General features: G+C 62.7%; 19 protein-coding genes. 13 read left to right on the top strand and 6 right to left on the bottom strand.

Going from position 1 to position 20,336, the window contains the following annotated elements:
• Positions 1 to 80: 80 nt before the first annotated feature.
• The 4 genes from ACZYR5_RS02495 to ACZYR5_RS02480 all read left to right on the top strand — a co-directional run bounded on the left by ACZYR5_RS02495 (position 81) and on the right by ACZYR5_RS02480 (position 3,941).
• Positions 81 to 980, top strand: a complete 900-nt coding sequence (locus ACZYR5_RS02495; RefSeq protein ID WP_489088057.1) for a LysR family transcriptional regulator ArgP — start codon at positions 81 to 83, stop codon at positions 978 to 980.
• 93 nt (positions 981 to 1,073) lie between these two features.
• Positions 1,074 to 2,081, top strand: coding sequence for an NAD-dependent epimerase/dehydratase family protein (locus ACZYR5_RS02490; RefSeq protein ID WP_489088058.1), 1,008 nt, complete (start codon positions 1,074 to 1,076; stop codon positions 2,079 to 2,081).
• A 94-nt stretch (positions 2,082 to 2,175) separates the two neighbouring features.
• Positions 2,176 to 3,021 carry an ATPase gene (locus tag ACZYR5_RS02485; protein WP_489088059.1) on the top strand — a complete coding sequence of 282 codons (846 nt, stop codon included), beginning with the start codon at positions 2,176 to 2,178 and terminating at the stop codon, positions 3,019 to 3,021.
• A gap of 68 nt (positions 3,022 to 3,089) precedes the next feature.
• A complete protein-coding gene (locus tag ACZYR5_RS02480) occupies positions 3,090 to 3,941 on the top strand; it encodes a cache domain-containing protein (protein ID WP_489088060.1) in 852 nt (283 codons plus the stop codon).
• Positions 3,942 to 4,072: 131 nt separating this feature from the next.
• On the opposite strand, the gene ACZYR5_RS02475 is transcribed toward ACZYR5_RS02480, so the two are convergent.
• Positions 4,073 to 5,590, bottom strand: a complete 1,518-nt coding sequence (locus ACZYR5_RS02475) for an MDR family MFS transporter (protein WP_489088061.1) — start codon at positions 5,588 to 5,590, stop codon at positions 4,073 to 4,075.
• Positions 5,591 to 5,669: 79 nt separating this feature from the next.
• Positions 5,670 to 6,863: a 4-hydroxybenzoate 3-monooxygenase gene (gene pobA / locus ACZYR5_RS02470; protein ID WP_489088062.1), complete on the bottom strand. Its 1,194-nt coding sequence runs from the start codon at positions 6,861 to 6,863 to the stop codon at positions 5,670 to 5,672.
• A 177-nt stretch (positions 6,864 to 7,040) separates the two neighbouring features.
• Here pobA and ACZYR5_RS02465 point away from each other — a divergent pair, with 177 nt between their 5' ends.
• The gene (locus ACZYR5_RS02465; RefSeq protein WP_489088063.1) at positions 7,041 to 7,937 is read left to right on the top strand and encodes a helix-turn-helix domain-containing protein; all 897 of its coding nucleotides are present in this window, start codon (positions 7,041 to 7,043) and stop codon (positions 7,935 to 7,937) included.
• Between the two features lies 1 nt (position 7,938).
• On the opposite strand, the gene ACZYR5_RS02460 is transcribed toward ACZYR5_RS02465, so the two are convergent.
• A complete protein-coding gene (locus tag ACZYR5_RS02460; protein ID WP_489088064.1) occupies positions 7,939 to 8,115 on the bottom strand; it encodes a hypothetical protein in 177 nt (58 codons plus the stop codon).
• A gap of 124 nt (positions 8,116 to 8,239) precedes the next feature.
• A complete protein-coding gene (locus ACZYR5_RS02455; protein WP_489088065.1) occupies positions 8,240 to 9,145 on the bottom strand; it encodes a LysR family transcriptional regulator in 906 nt (301 codons plus the stop codon).
• Between the two features lie 115 nt (positions 9,146 to 9,260).
• On the opposite strand from ACZYR5_RS02455, the gene ACZYR5_RS02450 reads away from it, so the two are divergent.
• Both ACZYR5_RS02450 and ACZYR5_RS02445 read left to right on the top strand, forming a co-directional pair.
• Positions 9,261 to 10,142 (top strand): MBL fold metallo-hydrolase, encoded by an 882-nt coding sequence (locus ACZYR5_RS02450; protein WP_489088066.1) that lies wholly within the window; start codon positions 9,261 to 9,263, stop codon positions 10,140 to 10,142.
• Between the two features lie 37 nt (positions 10,143 to 10,179).
• Positions 10,180 to 10,794 carry an NAD(P)-dependent oxidoreductase gene (locus ACZYR5_RS02445; RefSeq protein ID WP_489088067.1) on the top strand — a complete coding sequence of 205 codons (615 nt, stop codon included), beginning with the start codon at positions 10,180 to 10,182 and terminating at the stop codon, positions 10,792 to 10,794.
• Positions 10,795 to 10,800: 6 nt separating this feature from the next.
• On the opposite strand, the gene ACZYR5_RS02440 is transcribed toward ACZYR5_RS02445, so the two are convergent.
• Positions 10,801 to 11,682 carry a LysR substrate-binding domain-containing protein gene (locus tag ACZYR5_RS02440; protein WP_489088068.1) on the bottom strand — a complete coding sequence of 294 codons (882 nt, stop codon included), beginning with the start codon at positions 11,680 to 11,682 and terminating at the stop codon, positions 10,801 to 10,803.
• A gap of 159 nt (positions 11,683 to 11,841) precedes the next feature.
• Here ACZYR5_RS02440 and ACZYR5_RS02435 point away from each other — a divergent pair, with 159 nt between their 5' ends.
• The 6 genes from ACZYR5_RS02435 (at position 11,842) to ACZYR5_RS02410 (ending at position 19,242) form a co-directional block, all read left to right on the top strand.
• Complete coding sequence (locus ACZYR5_RS02435; protein ID WP_489088069.1) at positions 11,842 to 13,479, top strand: 5-guanidino-2-oxopentanoate decarboxylase; 1,638 nt, start codon at positions 11,842 to 11,844, stop codon at positions 13,477 to 13,479.
• A complete protein-coding gene (locus ACZYR5_RS02430; protein ID WP_489088070.1) occupies positions 13,476 to 14,924 on the top strand; it encodes an aldehyde dehydrogenase family protein in 1,449 nt (482 codons plus the stop codon). The genes ACZYR5_RS02435 and ACZYR5_RS02430 overlap by 4 nt, the downstream gene beginning before the upstream one ends.
• Positions 14,925 to 15,128: 204 nt before the next feature.
• A complete protein-coding gene (locus ACZYR5_RS02425) occupies positions 15,129 to 16,232 on the top strand; it encodes an ABC transporter substrate-binding protein (RefSeq protein WP_256829924.1) in 1,104 nt (367 codons plus the stop codon).
• A 183-nt stretch (positions 16,233 to 16,415) separates the two neighbouring features.
• A complete protein-coding gene (locus ACZYR5_RS02420) occupies positions 16,416 to 17,324 on the top strand; it encodes an ABC transporter permease (protein ID WP_489088071.1) in 909 nt (302 codons plus the stop codon).
• The gene (locus ACZYR5_RS02415) at positions 17,321 to 18,169 is read left to right on the top strand and encodes an ABC transporter permease (RefSeq protein ID WP_489088072.1); all 849 of its coding nucleotides are present in this window, start codon (positions 17,321 to 17,323) and stop codon (positions 18,167 to 18,169) included. Before ACZYR5_RS02420 ends, ACZYR5_RS02415 begins: the two co-directional genes overlap by 4 nt.
• A 17-nt stretch (positions 18,170 to 18,186) precedes the next feature.
• The gene (locus ACZYR5_RS02410; protein ID WP_489088073.1) at positions 18,187 to 19,242 is read left to right on the top strand and encodes an ABC transporter ATP-binding protein; all 1,056 of its coding nucleotides are present in this window, start codon (positions 18,187 to 18,189) and stop codon (positions 19,240 to 19,242) included.
• A gap of 133 nt (positions 19,243 to 19,375) precedes the next feature.
• Here ACZYR5_RS02410 and ACZYR5_RS02405 read toward each other — a convergent pair whose 3' ends face one another.
• Positions 19,376 to 20,317: an AraC family transcriptional regulator gene (locus ACZYR5_RS02405; protein ID WP_489088074.1), complete on the bottom strand. Its 942-nt coding sequence runs from the start codon at positions 20,315 to 20,317 to the stop codon at positions 19,376 to 19,378.
• Between the last annotated feature and the right edge of the window lie 19 nt (positions 20,318 to 20,336).

The following is a 20,336-nucleotide window of genomic DNA, read 5'->3' as shown; positions in this document are numbered from 1 at the left end:
GAAGAGTTCATGCTGGCTATTGTCCGGGGTCAGGCTGTATAAGAAAAACCAATAGTGCTCATCACTCATTAGGAAAACTGATGTTTGACTATAAATTACTCTCGGCCCTGGCGGCGGTGATCGAGCAGGCCGGCTTCGAGCGGGCTGCCCAGGTGTTGGGGTTGTCGCAATCGGCGATCTCCCAGCGGATCAAATTGCTCGAAGCGCGGGTCGGGCACCCGGTGCTGGTGCGCGCCACGCCACCGGCGCCAACTGAAATCGGCCGACGCCTGCTCAACCACGTGCAGCAGGTGCGCCTGCTGGAGCGCGACCTGCAAAGCCTGGTGCCGGCGCTGGACGAGGAGGGCCTGCCGGAACGTCTGCGGATTGCCTTGAATGCGGACAGCCTGGCCACCTGGTGGGCCGAGGCGGTGGGGGATTTCTGTGCCGAGCAGCACCTGCTGCTGGACCTGGTAGTAGAAGACCAGACCGTCGGCCTCAAGCGCATGCGCGCCGGCGAGGTGGCCGCCTGCCTGTGTGCCAGTGAGCGCCCGGTGGCCGGCGCACGCAGCGTATTGCTGGGGGCCATGCGCTACCGTGCCCTGGCCAGCCCGGCGTTCATCGCCCGGCATTTTCCCGAAGGGGTCAAGGCCGAACAATTGCCTCGCACACCGGCGCTGGTGTTCGGCCCCGACGACTTCCTGCAGCACCGTTACCTGGCGTCCCTGGGGGTCGACGGTGGTTTCGAACACCATCTGTGCCCTTCCTCCGAAGGTTTTATCCGCCTGACGGAGGCCGGCCTGGGCTGGGGCCTGGTGCCTGAACTGCAGGTTCGTGAGCAACTCGAGCGCGGCGTATTGCGCGAGTTGTTGCCAGATAAACCCATCGATGTGCCGCTGTACTGGCATCATTGGCGCAATGGTGGCCAGTTGCTTGGCCAGCTCACCGATCAGTTGGTGCGTTCATCGCGGCAATGGTTGGTGCCTTTGGGGCAGCCTTGAGCGTCAAGCTGCAAGCGGCAAGGTAGCGCTTGCGTGGTTTTTTTCTTGCAGCTTGAAGCCAAAGGCTTGCCGCTGATTTCCTAGGAGCAATACATGAAAATTCTGGTCACCGGCGCGAGCGGCTTTATTGGTGGACGCTTTGCCCGGTTTGCCCTGGAGCAAGGCCTGGACGTGCGGGTCAACGGGCGCCGGGCCGAGAGCGTCGAGCACCTGGTGCGCCGTGGCGCGCAATTCGTGCCTGGCGACCTGACCGATGGCCAGTTGGTGCGCGATTTGTGTGTCGATGTCGATGCCGTGGTCCATTGCGCCGGCGCAGTGGGTGTGTGGGGCCGTTATCAGGACTTTCACCAGGGCAACGTGCTGGTCACCGAAAACGTGGTCGAGGCCTGTCTCAAGCAGAATGTCCGGCGCCTGGTGCACCTGTCGTCGCCGTCGGTGTACTTCGACGGCCGCGATCACCTCGGGCTGACTGAAGAACAGGTGCCCAAGCGCTTCAAGCATCCCTATGCCGCCACCAAGTACCTGGCCGAGCAAAAGGTCTTCGGCGCCCAGGAGTTCGGTCTGGAAGTGCTGGCCCTGCGCCCACGCTTCGTCACCGGCGCTGGCGACATGAGTATCTTCCCGCGGCTGCTGAAAATGCAGCGCAAGGGCCGCCTGGCGATTGTCGGCAATGGCCTGAACAAGGTCGATTTCACCAGCGTGCAGAACCTCAACGAAGCCATGCTCAGTTGTCTGCTGGCCACGGGCTCGGCCCTGGGCAAGGTCTATAACATCAGCAATGGTGCGCCGGTGCCGCTGTGGGACGTGGTCAATTACGTGATGCGCCAGATGGAGGTGCCGCAGGTCACCCGTTATCGCGGTTATGGCCTGGCCTACAGTGTGGCGGCGCTGAACGAGGGCTTCTGCAAGTTGTGGCCCGGGCGTCCGGAGCCGACCCTGTCGCGCCTGGGGATGCAGGTGATGAACAAAAACTTCACCCTGGACATCAGCCGCGCCCGGCATTATCTGGACTACGATCCGAAAGTCAGTCTGTGGACGGCGCTGGATGAATTCTGCGGCTGGTGGAAGGCGCAGGACATCGGCGGGCACGCCCGGCACTGAACCGAGTGGCCGCTTCGGGGTCGATCAGTGCGGCGAGTCGAGGGTTTATACTTGCCGGATTTAGCCATTACCGTGGTTTCAGAAAGGTTGACTCATGTCCATGCGTAACGATGCCAATGACGATTTCGACAATGTACCGAGCCTGCGCGCGGACAGTTTCGATCACGACGACTTTCGTACCACTTCGCCCGCGCGTGACCGCACCAGTGTGCATGCGCGCAGTGTGCCGGTGGTCAACGTCAAGGGCCCGAGTACCGGGCCGTTGTGGGCGCTGGTCGGTGCGCTGTTCTTTGCGTTCATCGGCCTGGCCTGGTGGAGCTTCCAGCAGATCTCGCTGATGGAGCAGCAATTGGTCGCGACTCAGGAAAGTTTCGCCCGCATCAGTGAGGAAGCGGCCGGGCGCTTGCAGGATATTTCCGGCAAGGTTGTCGCCAGCCAGTCCAACGTCACCAACGACAGTGAAGCGCTGAAGTTGCAGATCAAACGCCTTGAAAGCCAGTTGCTGGAGCAGAGCCAGCAACAGCAGGGCGTCGTCGGCCAAGCCACTGACCTCGACAAGCGACTGGCGCAAATTGGCGCGCAAAGCAGCGAACAACGCACCCTTAATAGCCAGATGCAGGCCGAACTCAAGACGCTGGCCGCCGAAGTAGCCACCCTCAAGAGCACGCCGGCCGATACCAGCAAGGTCGACGCCGAGCTCAAGAGCCTGAGCGCCGACATTGCCGCATTGAAAAAACAGGGCAATCCAGCGGCCGCCATCGAGCGCCTGGAGCAAGAACTGATAGTGATCAAGAGCGAGCAGGACAACCGGCCGGCGCCGTCCGCAGGCGGTGCCAGTGTCGCCGAGTTCGATGCCTTCCGAGGCCAGGTCACCCGCAACATCACCACCCTGCAGACCCAGATCCGCAACCTGCAGCAGCAACTCAGCGCCCGGCCCTGAGTTGTTTGCGGAATTATTGCCGCAGCCGTCTACGCTCTTGAAACACCTAAAAGAGCGAGGGACGGACCATGAGGTTTCTGCAAAAAACGGCCTGGCTGGGCTGCCTGCTGTTGTTGTGCCTGGGCCAGGCGCAGGCCGCTGCCAAGCCCGCGGATGACGACAAGGCGGCGCTGGCCTTGCTGGAAAAGGCCCTGGCCTACTACCACGACAACGGCGACAAGGCCTTTGCCGCCTTCAGCCGTCAGGGCGAATTTGTCGAGAAGGATAAATACGTGTTCGTGGTCGACACCAAGGGCACCATGCTCGCCAGCGGCGGGCCTTCTGCGGCACTGATCGGCCGGGATGTCTCCGACGTGCTTGGCGATGACCTGCGCAAGGCCTTCAAGGACGCCCTGAAGGTGCCGGAAGGCAACGGCATCCAGGTCGCCGAATACCGTTGGCAGAACTGGGCCGATGGCAAGGTCGAGCGCAAGCGCGTGTACTACCAGCGCATCGGCCAGCGCATTCTCGCGGTCGGTTACTACTTGCCACGGGCGTCAGCCGAGCAGGCCAAGGCGTTGCTGGACAAGGCCGCGACCGACCTGGCCAAGGATGAAAAAGCCACGCTCAAGGCGATCAACTCGCTGCAGGGTGGCTTCTTGCAGGACGATCTCTACGTGTTTGTGGTTGATCTCGATACCGGGCGCTACGTGGCCCACGGGACCAACCTGAGGCTGGTCAACACCGATTTTGCCAAGATCAAAGACCCGGATGGCAAGCCGGTGGGGGAGCCGATCCTGGCGATGATGGCCAAGCAGGATCAGGGTGAGTACGAATACCGCTGGAAAAATCCGGTGACCGGCAAGGTTGAAAACAAGCACGCCTACTTGAAGAAAGTCGGTCAACGGTTGGTGGCGGTGGGGTATTACAGCCCGTTGTGACTGTTCGAAATCCCTGTAGGAGCGAGCTTGCTCGCGAAGAACCAGAGGACGCCGCGTATATTCAGAATATTCGCGTTATCGTTGACGACCATCGCTAGCAAGCTAGCTCCCACAGTAGTTTTGCAACCGCCTTACCGAGCGTTGTGCTCGCGCCCGCGCAGCAACTGGTTGGGCATCGCCATCGCCGCCGCCAATCCCAGCAAGGAGACGGCGGCGCTGACCATCAGCAAATGACGGAAGGTCAGCAGCAACTCGGCGCGCAGGGCCTGCTGCTCTGCGCCCGGCGCCGCATTCAAGCCATCGAGCAGGATATTCCCCGAACTGCCTTCGGCCACCAGCGCCGAGCCGGCCAGGTGGGCAAAGCTGGAATCCTGCAACAGCGCCAGCAACAGTGCCGACATCAAGGCCACGCCCACTGCGCCGCCGAGGGCGCGGAACAGATTGGTGGTGCTGGTGGCGACGCCGATATCCCGTTGCTCCACGGCATTTTGCGTACCCACCAGTGAGGTCGGGAACTGCATGCCGGAGGCGATTCCGCAGAGCATCATGAAGCCGCTGCTGATCAGCGTGGCCTGTGGTGCACTGAACGCCATGCCGAGGATGGCGATCGGCATCAACAGGGCGCCGGTCAGGATCATCGGTTTGTAGCGCCCGCTGATCGAGGTCCGCCGGCCGGCGTAGTAAGCGCCCATCGGCAGGCCCATCGCCAGCGGCAACAGGTGCAGCGCGGCGCTGTCGGCACCGGCGCCGGTCACGCTCTGAAAGCGCAGCGGCATCAACACGATCAGCGAAATGGCCTGGAAACTGGTGAAGAAAATCGTGCACCAGCACAGCAACGCATTGCGATTGGCGAACAGGTGCAAAGGCAGCAGCGGCTCGCGAAACCGCCGTTCATGCCAGACGAACAGCGCCAGGCCCAGCAGCGCACAGGCGAGTAAGCCGAGCACTTCAGCGCTGTGCCAGGCGTATCCCTGACCAAACTCGGTGATGCCCAGCAGCAGGGCGCTCAGGCCGATGATCATCAGCACGGTACCGAGGTAGTCGATCACCGGTTTGCGTTGCGGCACCGGCAAGCCGACCAGGGTCCGGTTGGCCACCAGCCAGGCGCCGAGGCCCAGCGGCAGGTTGATCAGGAACACCCAGCGCCACGACAGGTATTCGGTCATGTAGCCGCCAAGCACCGGCCCGGCCACGCTCGCCACCGCGTACATGCTGCTGAAATAGCCCTGGTAACGGCCGCGCTCGCGCGGTGGCACGATGTCACCGATGATCGCCTGGCTGACCGAAATCATCCCCCCGGCGCCGATGCCCTGGATGATTCGTGCCAGCACCAGTTGCTCCATGCTCTGCGCCAGGCCACACAGCAGCGAGGCCAGGGTGAACAGGCCCATGCCGAACAGCATCAAGGTGCGTCGGCCGTACAGATCACCGAGCTTGCCGTAGATCGGTACGGCGACAGTCATCGCCACCATGTAGCCAGAGATCACCCAGGCCAGGAGGCTGACATCCTTGAACTGCGCGGAAATGGCCGGCATCGACACGGCAACGATGGTCTGGTCCAGGGCGCCGAGGAAGATCGCCAGCATCAGGGCGATCAGTACGCTGCGAATGGCGGGTTTGGCAGGGGTAGGCGGGTTCAGGTGGGTCACGGCGGAAACCTTGCGGGTGCTGATTGACCCGCAAGTGAGCGGCGAGCGGGGATGCTCGCCAGTGTAAGTCGATAGCAGGCTATTCGATAGCCTCGTAAGGAAGGCCGACGTAATTTTCCGCGATGGTCTTGCGCCCGGCTTCGGAGTCGACGAAGTACTCCAGTTCCGAATCGCTGATGCGCTGGCTGAAGGCGTCGCGGTCTTCGAAGGTGTGCAGCATCGAGGTCAGCCACCAGGAGAAACGCTCGGCCTTCCACACCCGGCGCAGGCAGATCTCGGAGTAGCGCTCGAGCAGGTCGGTGCGCTCGTCGCGGTAAACCTTGAGCAGGATGTTGAACAACGTGCTGACATCGCTGGCCGCCAGGTTCAGGCCCTTGGCCCCGGTCGGCGGAACAATGTGCGCGGCATCGCCCACCAGGAACAGCCGTCCATATTGCATCGGCTCGACGACAAAGCTGCGCAGTGGCGCGATGCTTTTCTCGATCGACGGCCCGGTTACGAGCGTCTCGGCCAGTTGCGCCGGCAGGCGGCGTTTCAACTCGTCCCAGAAGCGCTGATCGGACCAGTCCTCGACCTGCTCCCCGGTGGGCACTTGCAGGTAATAGCGGGTGCGGGTCGGTGAACGCATGCTGCACAGGGCAAAGCCGCGCTCGTGGCGGGCGTAGACCAGCTCTTCGTGCACCGGCGGGGTGTCGGCGAGGATGCCCAGCCAGCCGAACGGATAGACGCGTTCGAAGACTTTCAGGCTGTCGACCGGGATCGACTGCCGGGCGACGCCATGGAAACCGTCACAGCCGGCGATGTAATCGCAGTCCAGGCGCCATTGTTCGCCACCCTGATCAAATGTCAGGAAAGGCTCGGCGGTTTTCATCCCGTGGGGCACGACGTTGCTGGCTTCGTAGAGGGTCACCGCACCGGCTTTCTGACGAGCGGCCATGAGATCGCGGGTGACTTCGGTCTGACCGTAGATCATCACCTGCTTGCCGTCGGTCAGGGTTTGCAGGTCGATATGCACCTGACGCTCACCCAACGCCAACTGGAAGCCGCCATGCAGCAGACCTTCACTGTCCATGCGCTGGCTGACACCGGCCTGGCGCAACAGATCGACCATGCCCTGTTCCAGGACACCGGCGCGGATGCGTTGCTGGACGTAGTCCGGCGTCTGGCGTTCAACGATCACGTTGCTGATGCCAGCGTTGTGCAGCAGTTGGCCGAGCAGCAGGCCAGAGGGGCCGGCGCCGATAATGGCAACCTGGGTTTTCAGTGTTTTCATTGTTCTTATGACTCGCAAGCGGCACGCGGACAAAGCCGGTGCGGGGTTTTTATAAATCGAGTGCTTGCATTTTTCGCTTGTGAGTCTGTCAATTGAAGGTGAAAACTGAGCCAATACCTGTACATTTCGCCAATCGGGGCGATTATCGCCCGTTACGTTGAGGCCTGGACTGACGTTATGAACAAGCCTGCCCTTCCTTCGATTCCGGTGTTCAAGCTCTACGGGGAAAGCCTCGACTGGCCCACCCCGGACCTGCTGCATTGCGAAACCATCTCCCAGCGCAGCCGCGAGCATCAATGGAAAATCAAACCCCATCGTCACGCTGATTTATGCCAGTTGCTGTTTGTCTTCAAGGGCCAGGCCGAGCTGGAAATCGAAGGTCAGGTGACCCGGCTCGACCAGGCCGCGATCCAGATTTTGCCGGCGTTGTCGGTCCACGGTTTTCGTTTCAGCGAGGACATCGAGGGCTTCATCGTGACCATGGCGGCGCCGTTGGTGGCGCATCTGCAGGCGCAACTGGGCAACTCGGTGAACGCCCTGGCCCAGGCCGAAAGCTACCTGGCCGGTGATCAGGCCGAGTACCTGAACAGCCTGTTTGCCGCCTTGCAGAGCGAGTACACCGGGCACCAGTCGGCGCGAGAAATGCTCATGCATTCGCTGGTCAGCGTGATCATGGTCTGGGTCAGCCGCCAGGTGATCCAGCGTCGGGCGGCCAGCCAACGGCCACAACGCGCCCGGGAATACCTCAACGGTTTTATTCAGTTGGTGGAAGAGACCTACCGTCAGCACGTCAAGGTCGAAGATCTGGCGCACCGCCTGGGCATTTCCGTGTCTCACCTCAATGGCACCTGCCGTGAACTGGCGGGCCAGCCGGCGCTGCAGATCATGCACGAGCGGCAGTTGCTGGAGGCCAAGCGCATGCTGACCTACACCAGCATGACCATCTACGAGATGTCCGATGTGCTGGGCTTTTCCGACCCGACCAATTTCACCCGGCTGTTCCGCCGACGGGTCGGCATGTCGCCCAAGGCGTTCCGTGATCGGCTGAAAGCCGAGCATGGTCGCGACGAGTGATTTATCTCAGGGCATTCAGGGTCGCGTTGTGCGGGATGCACTGATCGACCCCGCAACTGGCCGAAACTCTTGGCAATTGCCGAGCCTGCTCGACCCGCCAGGCCGCGGTGCCATACAGCGCCAGGGTGGCGGTGCAGGTGATGAAAATGGCCAGGTAGCGTCTTGTTTTGATGTTCATGGCAGGAACCTCTGAACGAATACCCGCAGGTACTGTTATCAGCATAGGTCAGCCATGGCCGGTTGCCATGTACCGCGTCGGCGTTTGTAGCCGGGTATTCAGCCGATTGATGAGGCGCGCTGCCTCACAGGCCCTGGTCCCATTGTGGTTCTTCGGGAAAACGCAGCACCAGGAAGTCCAACAGGCTGCGTAGCGCCGCCGGCATGTGCTTGCGTGAGGCATAGACCGCGTACATGTTCATCTGCCGTGGCTCGGCATTCGGCAGCAGGCGCACCAACTCGCCGTTGTGGATATGAACGAAGGCCTGGTAGCTGGGCAGCATCGCCACCCCGGCGCCGGCCATGGCGGCACGCAGCAGGGTGCTGGCTTCATTGGCGCTGATGTTGCCCTGCACTGGCACCGAGACCTGCTCGCCGTCCTGCTGGAAATGCCAGAGGCTTTTGCCGAAATAGGAGTGGGTCAGGCAGTTGTGCCGGCTCAGGTCTTCTACCCGCTGCGGCGTCGGGTGCTCACGCAGGTAGGCAGGGGAGGCGCAGATCACCGAACGACAAACGGTCAGGCGCCGGGCGATCAGGTTCGGGTCGAGGTCGTTGCTGGTGCGAATCGCCAGGTCGATGCGCTCGTCCACCAGGTTTACGGTGCGGTCGAGCATCTGCAGGTCGACGCTGACCCCGGGGTAAAGCTTGACGTAGGCGGCCATGGCGTCGGCCAGTTGCGCCTGGCCGAACGAGGTGCTGACGCTGATCCGTAGCAGCCCGCGCGGGGCGTCGTCCGGTTCGCGCACGGCGGCTTGCAGGTCGCTGGACAGCTCGAGCATTTGCCGACAGCGCGGCAGCACCTCGCTGCCGGCGGCGGTCAGGCTCAATTTGCGCGTGGTGCGGTGCATCAGGCGTGCGCCGATCCAGTCTTCCAACTCCGCCAGGTAACGCGAAACCACCGGTCGTGACAGGTCGAGGTGATCGGCGGCGGCCGACTGGCTGCCAAGGTCGACTACCGTGACGAAGACGCGCATTGCTTGTAGACGATCCATGATTTGCCCGCTTTCAGAAACAAACTATGTTCAAGCATCGCATTTTTTGTACTGAACCAGGCAACTAAGCTGTGATCCATCGCCTATCACGGCCCATGGTTTACGGAGCACCAACATGATCGGATTCCCCCCTCTCAAGCGCCTACTGCTGGCTGCCAGCCTCTTTGGTTTCGCGGCCCATGCACTGGCCAGCAGCGAATTGACCCTGGACGTCTATAACCCGGGGACTGACGCGATCTTCCCGGTCAGCTCGGTGCTGGTCAGTGGCGAGAAAGACGCGATCCTGGTGGACGCCCAATTCGGCAAGGCCCAGGCCCAGCAGGTGGTGGAAAAAATCCGCGCCAGCGGCAAGCACCTGACCACCATCTACATCAGCCACGGCGACCCGGACTACTACTTCGGCCTGGACACCCTGACCGCCGCTTTCCCCGACGCCAAGGTGCTGGCCTCGCAGCCAACGGTGGAACACATCAAGAAAACCGTCGACGGCAAAGTTGCGTTCTGGGGCCCGAAAATGGGCGCCGACAAGCCAGGCAAGACCATCGTGCCGGACGTGCTCCAGGGCCATAGCCTGAACCTGGAAGGCAAGACCCTGGAAGTCATCGGCCTGGGCGGCAAGCAGCCGGATCGCAGCTTCGTCTGGATCCCGTCGATCAAGGCGGTGGTCGGTGGCGTGGTGGTCGCGGAAAACATTCACGTGTGGATGGCCGACACGCAAAGCGCGCAATCCCACGCCGATTGGCTGACCACCCTGGACAGCATCAAGGCGCTGCAACCGAGCACCCTGATTCCTGGTCACTACCTGGGCGACAGCTCGCGTTCGTTGAAGGCGGTGCAGTTCACCGCCGACTACATCCGCGCGTTCGACGAAGAAACCGCCAAGGCCAGCAATTCCGCCGAGCTGATCGCGGCGATGAAAAAACGTTATCCGGCTCTGGGCGAGGAAAGCTCCCTGGAACTGAGCGCCAAAGTCGCCAAAGGCGAAATGCCGTGGTGAAAACCGTCATTACCCACCTGAGTCACTGGAGAACTTCATGAGCAAAATCGCAATCATTGGTGCCACTGGCCGTGCCGGTAGCCAACTGTTGGAAGAAGCCCTGCGTCGTGGTCATAGCGTCACCGCCATTGCCCGTGACACCTCAAAAATCGGTGAGCGTGCGGGCGTGGTCAGCAAAAACGTCGACGTGCTCGATGCGCAGGCGTTGCAAGCGGCCGTGGCCGGTCATGATGTGGTGATCAGCGCGGCGCATTTCGCGACGATTCCTGCCAGCGCGGTGATCGGACCGGTCAAGCAGGCCGGGGTCAAGCGTCTGCTGGTGGTCGGCGGTGCCGGGTCACTGTTGTTGCCCGATGGTAGCCGGGTGATCGACGCGCCAAATTTCCCTGCCGAGTACAAGGCTGAAGCCAGTGCTGGCGCGCAGTTCCTCGAGGCCTTGCGTCAGGAGCAAACGCTGGATTGGAGTTTCCTCTCACCCTCGGCGCTGTTCGTCGAAGGCGAGCGCCGTGGCACCTTCCGTCTGGGCAAGGATCACTTGCTGGTGGATGGCGAAGGCCAGAGCCAGATCAGCTTCGCCGACTTCGCCATTGCCCTGCTTGATGAAGTGGAAAAACCGGCGCATTCGCGTCAGCGTTTCACCGTCGGCTACTGACGGACCTCAGCGCGACTGCGCCTGCACCACCAGCCAGTCGAGCAACTCGCGCAACCTGGGCGAAGGCCCGGGTTTGTGCGGGAACACCAGGTAATACGCCAGCCCGGTGCGCACCTTCAATTCAAAGGGCATGACCAGCCGACCGGCACTCAGGTCATCGCCGATCAACGACCAATCACCAATCGCCACGCCCGTGCCCTGTGATGCCACCGACATCGCCAGGTCGAGGGTTTCGAAGATCTGACCTTTGCTCACATTGCCGAGGTTGACCTCGGCCGCCTTGAGCCAGGCTTTCCAGTCACGTTGATCGCGGGTCGGATGCAGCAGCAGATGGCGCTCGAGATCCGCCGGGCTGTGCAGCGGCACGGGACCGTCCAGCAGCGGCTGGGAGCAGACCGGTGTCAGCTGTTCATCGAACAGTCGCAGCGACGCCAATGCATCGTCCGGTGGCGCGCCGTACACCACCGCCGCGTCGAACGCCTCGCGATGGAAATCGATCCCGTGCTGCACAGTGGTGGTCAGTTCCACCGGCACGTCCGGGCGTTCTTTCTGCCATTGCAGCAAGCGCGGCAACAGCCAACGCATGACGCACGTCGGCGCCTTGAGCTGCAGGGTGTCGCGGTGTGCGCCGACCTGTTCCACCGCCTCATCAATCAAGCCGAACACCTGCTGGATTCGCGGCAGCCATTCCTGGCCTTCAGCGGTCAGGCTCAAACCTCGGGCCTGGCGATGAAACAGCGCATAGCCCAGGTGCTCTTCCAACCCACCGATCTGTCGGCTCACCGCACCCTGGGTGATGTGCAACTGCTCGGCCGCCCGGGTGAAATTGCAGCACTGGGCCGTGATCAGGAAGGTGTGCAGGGCGGGCAGGGGCGGAAGTCGTTTCATGGGACGCCAAGGCATGAGGTGAGGACATGGCGAGTATGACTTTTTATCGATTGTTGCGGCTACCCGCGGACCGTTCCAATAACGCCATGACTGAACCCTGCCGCGCAGCTGTGAATGCCGCGCGGGGTCAGCGTCTCAACGAACAAGAAGGCAAAAGACATGGCGACGTGCGGCGAAGTATTGGTCAAGTTACTCGAAGGCTACGGGGTCGAGCAGGTGTTCGGCATTCCCGGGGTGCATACCGTCGAACTGTATCGCGGGCTGGCCCGTTCGAGCATCAATCACGTCACCCCGCGCCACGAACAGGGCGCCGGTTTCATGGCCGACGGTTATGCGCGCACCAGCGGCAAGCCGGGTGTGTGCTTCATCATCACCGGCCCGGGCATGACCAACATCACCACCGCCATGGGCCAGGCCTATGCCGACTCGATCCCGATGCTGGTGATCTCCAGCGTGCAGGCGCGCAGCCAGTTGGGCGGCGGTCGTGGCAAGCTGCACGAGCTGCCGAACCAGGGCGCGCTGGTGGCGGGTGTGGCGGCGTTTTCCCACACGCTGATGTCGGCGGCCGAATTGCCGGCGGTGCTGGCCCGCGCCTTCGCCTTGTTCCAGGCCGGTCGTCCGCGGCCGGTGCACATCGAGATCCCGCTGGACGTGCTGGTGGAAGACGCCGACGCGCTGCTGTCCAGCCAACCGGTCAGCATCGCCCGCGCCGGTGCCGCGCCGTCGGCGGTCGCGCAGATGAGCGAGCTGCTGGCCAATGCCAGGCGTCCGTTGATTCTCGCCGGTGGCGGGGCAATCGATGCCGCGCCTGAACTGATGCGCCTGGCCGAACAGTTGGAGGCGCCGGTGGCGCTGACCATCAATGCCAAAGGCATGTTGCCGTCGAGCCATCCGCTGTTGATCGGCTCCACTCAAACGCTGGTCGCCACCCGGGCTTTGGTGGCGGACGCTGACGTGGTGCTGGCCATCGGCACCGAGCTGGCGGAAACCGATTACGACGTGACTTTCGCCGGCGGCTTCGAGATTCCCGGCACGCTGCTGCGGGTTGATATCGATCCGGATCAGACCGTGCGTAACTACACGCCGCAGGTGGCACTGGTCGCTGACGCCCAGAGCGCCGCCCAGGCCTTGCTCGACGGCATTGCCAAGCACCCGATGGCACCACGCAGTGCTGATTGGGGCCCGACCCGAGCGGCCAGCCTGCGTGCCGAACTGGCGACCCTGTGGGATGCGCCGACCCAGGCCCAGACCCTGTTTTTGCAGACCGTGCAGGACACCCTGCCCGAAGCGGTGTTCGTCGGCGATTCGACCCAACCGGTGTACACCGGCAACTTGACCTTCAACCCCGAACGCCCACGGCGCTGGTTCAACTCGTCCACCGGCTACGGCACCCTCGGTTACGCGTTGCCGGCGGCGATCGGCGCCTGGCTTGGCGGCGGCAACAGCCGTGACAAGCGCCCGCCGGTGGTGTGTCTGATCGGCGACGGTGGCCTGCAGTTCACCTTGCCGGAGCTGGCCAGCGCCGTCGAAGCGCGCACGCCGGTGATCGTCCTGCTGTGGAATAACCAGGGCTACGAAGAGATCAAGAAATACATGGTCAATCGCGCCATCGAGCCGGTCGGCGTCGACATCTACACCCCGGATTTCATCACCGTGGCCAAGGGCCTGGGTTGTGCTGCGCTGGCAGTCGAGGGCGTCGACGAGCTGCGCCAGGCCTTGCGTGCCGCCGTCGATCGCCAGGGACCAACCCTGATCGAAATCGACCAGAGCCAGTGGATGCAGGCGGTGTCGGCATGAGCTTCCCGATCAATCTGGACGGTCTGTACATCGATGGCCAATGGTCGGCGGGCGCCGAACATTTGCGCGTGATCAATCCGGCGACCGAAGCGCTGCTGACCACGGTCAATGGTGGTGATGAGCACGCGGTCGATCAAGCGGTGACGGCGGCAAGTGCTGCGTTTGCCGACTGGTCAAGCACCAGCGGTGCCCAGCGCGGGGCGATTCTGCGGGCGATTGCCAGCGGCGTGCAGGCGCGTCGCGAGCGACTGATGTTTCTGCAGTCGAGCAACAACGGCAAACCGCAGTTCGAAGCCGGTATCGACGTCGACGATGTGATCGCCACTTTCGAGTACTACGCCGGCCTGGCTGAAAGCCTTGACGCCAGTCAGGACCGTCAGGTGCCGCTGCCCAGCGACGAGTTCGCCGCACGGGTGCGTCGCGAACCCTGCGGTGTGGTCGGGCTGATCGTGCCTTGGAACTTCCCCATGGTCACCACCGCCTGGAAGCTCGCACCCGCGCTGGCTGCCGGTTGCTGCGTGGTACTCAAACCATCGGAAGTCACGCCGCTGCCGGAGCTGGAGCTGGCGGCGATCATTGCCGAGAGTGGCTTGCCCAAGGGCGTGTTCAACCTGGTCTGTGGCACCGGCCTGGCGGTCGGTGCGCCGTTGTCGGGTGATCCGCGGTTGGCGAAAATTTCCTTCACCGGCAGCAATGCCGTCGGGGTCCAGGTCATGCAGCGCGCGGCGGAAACCGTCAAGGGCGTGAGCCTGGAACTGGGCGGCAAATCTTCGCTGCTGGTGATGGCCGATGCCGACCTCGACCTGGCCGTGGAACTGGCCAGCGGCGGCGGATTTTTCAACGCCGGGCAAATGTGTTCCGCCACCAGCCGGGTGTTGGTGGCCGACGAACTGGCGGACGAATTCCTGAAGCGCTTGAAGGTTCGCGCTGAAGCGATCCGGGTGGCGGATCCGTTCGCCCCGGACGTGGAAATGGGCGCGCTGGTCAATCAGGCGCAATACCAGCGCGTGCTCGGCCACATCGATCGCGGCCTGAGCGCCGGGGCCCGTCTGGTGTGCGGTGGTGGGCGTCCTGCGGACCTGCCGCGCGGCTATTTTCTGCAGCCGACCATCTTCAGTGAAGTGCCTCTCGACAGTGCGCTCTGGTGCGAAGAGATCTTCGGCCCGGTGCTCTGTGTGCGCAGTTTTGCCAGCGAGCAGGAAGCTATCGCCCTGGCCAACGACAGCCCCTTCGGCCTGGTGGCCAGTGTGGTCAGTGGCGATCCGCACAACGCCGAGCGCATCGCCAATGCCCTGCAGTCGGGGCTGGTATGGATCAACGCGCCGCAGGTGATCTTCCCGCAGACCGCCTGGGGTGGCTACAAGCAGAGCAGCATCGGTCGCGAATTGGGGCCGTGGGGCTTGCAGGCATTCCAGGAAATCAAGCACGTGGTCCGCGCCATTTGAGTGCCGTGCATGCCTCTTCGCGAGGCATGCATCGGCGACATGGCTCCAATGATTTTTTATCGATTGTTGCGCGTTTTGCAGGGCTTCAGGATGAGCCTGCGGATCACGCCAAAGCCCTTGCTGCACGGGGCCTGGCGGCGGATCGAAGATGCGCTCGCAAGGGATGCAGCGACCTTATACCTACAACAATAAAGGGAGTCCTCCATGGGCCAGCATGACCTGAACAGAAGACAATTCATCAAGACCGTGGGTGTTGCTTCGGTCGCGGCGGCGGCCATGAGCATGCCGTTCATCCGTGCCAGCGCCAGCGACACGCGCTTCCAGGGCAAGACCCTGCGGCTGTTGACCTGGTCCGATGACACCGGGCTGGCGGCGCTGCGCAACATTGCCGCGACGTTCGAAGCCAAGACCGGCGCCAAGGTGATCGCCGACCGCACCGGCAGCACCTCGGAGATGGTCGCCAAACTCAAGGCCGGTGGCGATCGTCCGCAGTACGACATCATCACCCTGGCCGGGGTCGGCGCCGAAGGCCTGGCCGCTGCCGGACTGCTGGAAAAACCCGACCTCAATCGCATCCCCAACCTGCTCGACGTGCCGGAGAAATACCGCACCGGCGCCGGTGGTCATGGCATTGGCTACCTGCTCTGGTGCAACAGCCTGGTCTACAGCACCCGCACCCTGCAGGAAGCACCGAGCAGCTATGCGGCACTGTGGGATGCCGATCTGGCGCCGAACATCTTCCTGCCGCCGCCGAACTGGACCGAGGCCATGGACCTGATCATCATCGCCGCGAAACTGGCCGGTGGTGACGAGCACAACATCGAGCCCGGCTTCAAGAAACTTGCCGAGCTCAAGGACCGAGTGGTGACCCTGGGTGAAAACCCCAACCAGATCGCCGAACTGTTCCGCACCGGTTCGCTGGACATGGGCGGCCTGTACGCCCCGGCGTTTTTCCCAAAACAGATCCGTGATCCGGCCTACGGCCTCGGTGCTACCTTCGGCATGAAGGAAGGTTTCTACACCGACCTGATGCTCTCGGTGATGCCGAAAAATCGCCCGGGCGACACCGACCTGGCCTACGCCTTTATCGACCATTCGCTGGACCCGCTGGTCCAGGGCAAGATGGCCGAAGACATCTTCAACGGCCCGGTCAACGCCAAGGCAATCATCTCCGCCGAAGCGCGCAAGAGCCCGTACATCCTGACGCCGGAGCAGATTGCCGAGAAAGCAATCATGCACGACAACGCCTTCCTGGCGAGCGTGCATGACCAATGGATTCGTCGTTACACGGAAATCTTTTCTTCCTGATTGATTGGCCAGCACAGCCCCGAAAACACCCCCCCTCTGTAGGAGCGAGCTTGCTCGCGAAGAACTTCAAGGCGCCGCGGTCATTCAGAATGTCCGCGTTATCGTTGGCGCTTTTCGCGAGCAAGCTCGCTCCTACAGGGGATCGGTCTGTGCCATAGATCTTCCATTGACGAGACCCTTGCTATGGAACACCAACCCCTGACCCATGCGGTGAGTGTTGCCCCCGTGCGCGCGAAATCCGCTTTTTCGCCGACTACCCGCGCCTGGTTTTTCCTCTCGCCTTCGATGTTGTTTCTTGGCGTGCTGATCGCCGCCAGCCTGCTGGTGCTGCGCATGAGCGTCGGCACCAAGGGCGCCGAGTGGAGTGGTTTCAGCCTCGCCAGCTACGCGCAGTTGCTCGAGCCCTATTACCTCAAGTCGCTGCTGCTGACCCTGCGCCTGGCCTTGATCAGCGCGGTGATCGCGGTGCTGCTGGCGATTCCGGTGGCGTACACCATGTCGCGCCTGACCTCGCCCTTCGTGCGGCGAATCTTCCTCGCGGCGGTGCTGTTGCCGCTGCTGGTCAACCTGCTGCTGCAAAGCTACGGCTGGCTGGTGATTCTCGGCCCGGGCGGGATGCTCAACCAGGCGTTGACGGGCCTTGGGTTGATCAAGCGACCGATCATGCTGCTGTACAACCAGAACGGCGTGTTGATGGGCCTGGTGCAGACCGCCTTCCCCTTGGCCGTGCTGCCGATTGCCAGCGCCATGCGCGGGGTGTCGCGCAGTTACGAAGAGGCCGCCGCGACCCTCGGCGCCAGTCGCCTGCAGGTGTTCCGCCAGGTGGTGCTGCCGATGAGCCTGCCGGGGATCATCACCGGCGCGACCCTGGTGTTCGCCTACAACGCCAGCAGCTTCGTCGTGCCCTTGCTGCTCGGTGGCCGCCGGGTGCCGATGCTCGCGGTGATGGTGCACGACCAGATCGCGCCACTGATGAACTGGCCCGCCGCCTCCGCCGCCGGGGTGGTCCTGATCGTCACCACGCTGGCAATCATGACCTTGTCTGAATACCTCACCGGCCGACGTCGGCGCCTGCTGGAGACTTCGCAATGAGCACCCTGATCAACAAGCGCCAATCGCTGCTGCCCGGCGACAGCGGCAAGTTTGCCGGGATCCTTTCGGGCTTCATTCTGCTGCTGGCGGTGCTGCCGATCCTGACCATGATCGTCATGTCCTTCAGTGGCGCCTCCAACCTCGACTTTCCGCCGAGCAGCTACAGCCTGCAATGGTACAAGGCGGCCTGGCACACCTTCGTTTCGCCGGACGCCAGCGATGTGCTGAGCCTGGGCAAGGCGATGACCACCAGCTTGATGGTGTCGTGCCTGACCATGGTCTTCGCCACGCTGATCGCGGTGCCCGCCGCCTACGCCCTGACTCGCTGCGAATTTCGTGGCAAGGCCGTGGCCCTGCAACTGATGTCGCTGCCGCTGGTGTTCCCGATGGTGGTGCTGGGTCTGGCCTTGCTGCTGGTGTTCGACAGCCTGCCGTTCCAGATGACCACTTCGCGCCTGGTGATCGCCCACGTAATCCTCGCATTGCCCTTCGTGGTGAAAAACTGCACGGCGGCGATGCTGTCGATCGGTACCGAGGTCGAGGAGGCTGCACAGATGCTCGGCGCCTCGCCGACCCGCGCGATTTTCGATGTGGTGGTACCGCTGATGAAATCGGGGATTCTCGCCGGGATGCTGCTGGCGTTCATTGTCTCGTTCAACGAATTCACCGTGACCTACTTCCTCTACACCATCGATGTGATGACGGTGCCGATCTGGATGTACAGCCGCACCGTGTCCTCGCTGGACCCCACCGTATTTTCCTTTGCCGTGCTCATTGTGCTGATCGACTTCGTCCTGATCTGGGCGTTGGAGAAGCTGGTGGGTGAAGGCGGCGTTTCGTTTTGATGCTGGAGATGATGCACATGACTGGTCTGATTCTGGAAAACGTCGAAAAACACTACGGCTCGGCCTGCGCGGTCAAGGACGTCAACCTGCACCTGCCCGAGGGCAAGCTGGTGTGTTTCCTCGGGCCCTCGGGCTGCGGTAAAACCACCTTGCTGCGGATGATCGCCGGCCTGGAAACCTTGAGTGGCGGGGAAATCCGCCTGGACGGCGAAGACATTGGCAACACCCCGGCGCATCAGCGTAACTTCGGCATGGTGTTCCAATCCCTGGCGCTGTTCCCGCACATGACCGTGGGCGAGAACATCGCCTATCCGTTGAAACTGCGCGGGGTGAGCAAGGCCGAGCAGCAAGCGCGGGTGGTGGAGTTGCTGGAGCTGATCCAGCTGCAAGCGATGATCAATCGGCCGGTGGCCAAGTTGTCCGGCGGCCAGCGCCAGCGCGTGGCCATTGCCCGGGCGATCGCCTCGCACCCGAAAATCCTCCTGCTCGACGAGCCGCTGTCGGCGCTCGATGCCAAGTTGCGCGAGTCGATGCAGGTGGAAATTCGTCAGCTGCAGCAGCGGTTGAACATCACCACCATCATGGTCACCCACGATCAGCGTGAGGCGATGACCATGGCCGATATCGTAGTGGTGCTGGGTGAGCATCGGATCCAGCAGATCGGCACACCGATCGAGATCTATCGGCACCCGGCCAACGAGTTCGTCGCCGACTTCATTGGCTCCGGCAATATCTTCCCGGCCACGGTGCTGGGCAACGGCAGGGTTAGTCTGCCGGGTGGTGATGCGCTGCAAGTGCCGATCTGCAACAGCATGGTGGCCGGGGAGAAAGTGAAGATGCTGATTCGCCCGGAAGACCTGCAGCTGTCGGCGCCCCAGGCCACGGCCGGCAATCGGTTGCTGGGCAAGGTGACGTTCGTGCGTGATATCGGCGCGACCATCGAGACCACGGTGGAGTGTTCCGGGGTGTCGTTTACGGCGCTGAGTACGCCGTGTCAGGGGATTGGATTGGGTATTGGGCATCCGGTGTCGGTGACGTTGCCGGTGGAGGCGTGTCGGGTGCTTGGGGTCTGATCGGGAATCGAGGTTGTTGCTGCCGGCCCCTTCGCTAGCAAGCTAGCTCCTACAGGGGGATATGGGTGTCCACAGAACCTGTAGGAGCTAGCTTGCTAGCGAAGGGGCCGGTACTGCTTGCAAAGAAACCAGATCAGACCGACAACCGCAACCGCGCCAGATCCCGCAATGGCGGCGCCCCGAACAGTCGGCTGTACTCGCGGCTGAACTGCGAGGGGCTTTCGTAGCCGACTCGATAACCGGCGGCCGAGGCGTCCAGACCTTCGGCCAGCATCAGCCGCCGCGCCTCCTGCAGGCGCAGTTGCTTCTGGTACTGCAGCGGGCTCATGGCGGTCATTGCCTTGAAGCGATGGTGCAGGGTCGACACGCTGAGGTTCACTTCCCTGGCCAACTCGTCGATGCGCAGCGGCTGCTCGAAGTTGCCGTTGAGCCATTTGATCGCCTGGCTGATGCGATGGCTCTGGCTGTTGGCAATCGCGATTTCATACAGCCGATGGCCCTGCGGGCTGCGCAGCAGGCGATAGAGAATCTCGCGGCGAATCAGCGGTGCGAGCATGGCGATGTCTTTCGGTGTGTCCAGCAGGCGCGCCAGACGCAGCACCGCGTCGAGCATCGGCTGATCCAGTTGCTCGACATACAGGCCGCGCCCGGCGGGACGGGTGGGCACGCCGAGGGGACCGGCGTCGGCGATCAACGCGGCGATCAACGCGGTGATTTCTGCCGGGTCGATGTCCAGGCGCAAGGCGAGGATCGGCGCCTCGGGCGAGACATCGGCTATCTGTCCGCTGAGGGGCATCGACACCGAGACCACCAGGTAGTTGAGCGGGTCGTAGTCGAACACTTCATCCACCAGCCGTACTTGCTTGCGACCCTGGGCCATGATGCACAGCGTCGGTTGCGCCAGCACCGGGGCAAAGGTGTGGGGCTGGCTGTGGCGCGAGATGATCAACGAATTGATGGCGGTGGCGTAGCTGCCGTCTTCACAGGTGTTGCGGCGGATAATTGCCGAGAGCTCCTCGCGCTGCTTTTCCATGTTGGCGTCCAGCGGGGCACGGGTGGAATCCTGGGATGACATGGGCGCTCCTCGGCAAGGC

The organism is Pseudomonas sp. F007, from assembly GCF_057814275.1.
This window is presented reverse-complemented; position numbering and strand designations above follow the sequence as displayed.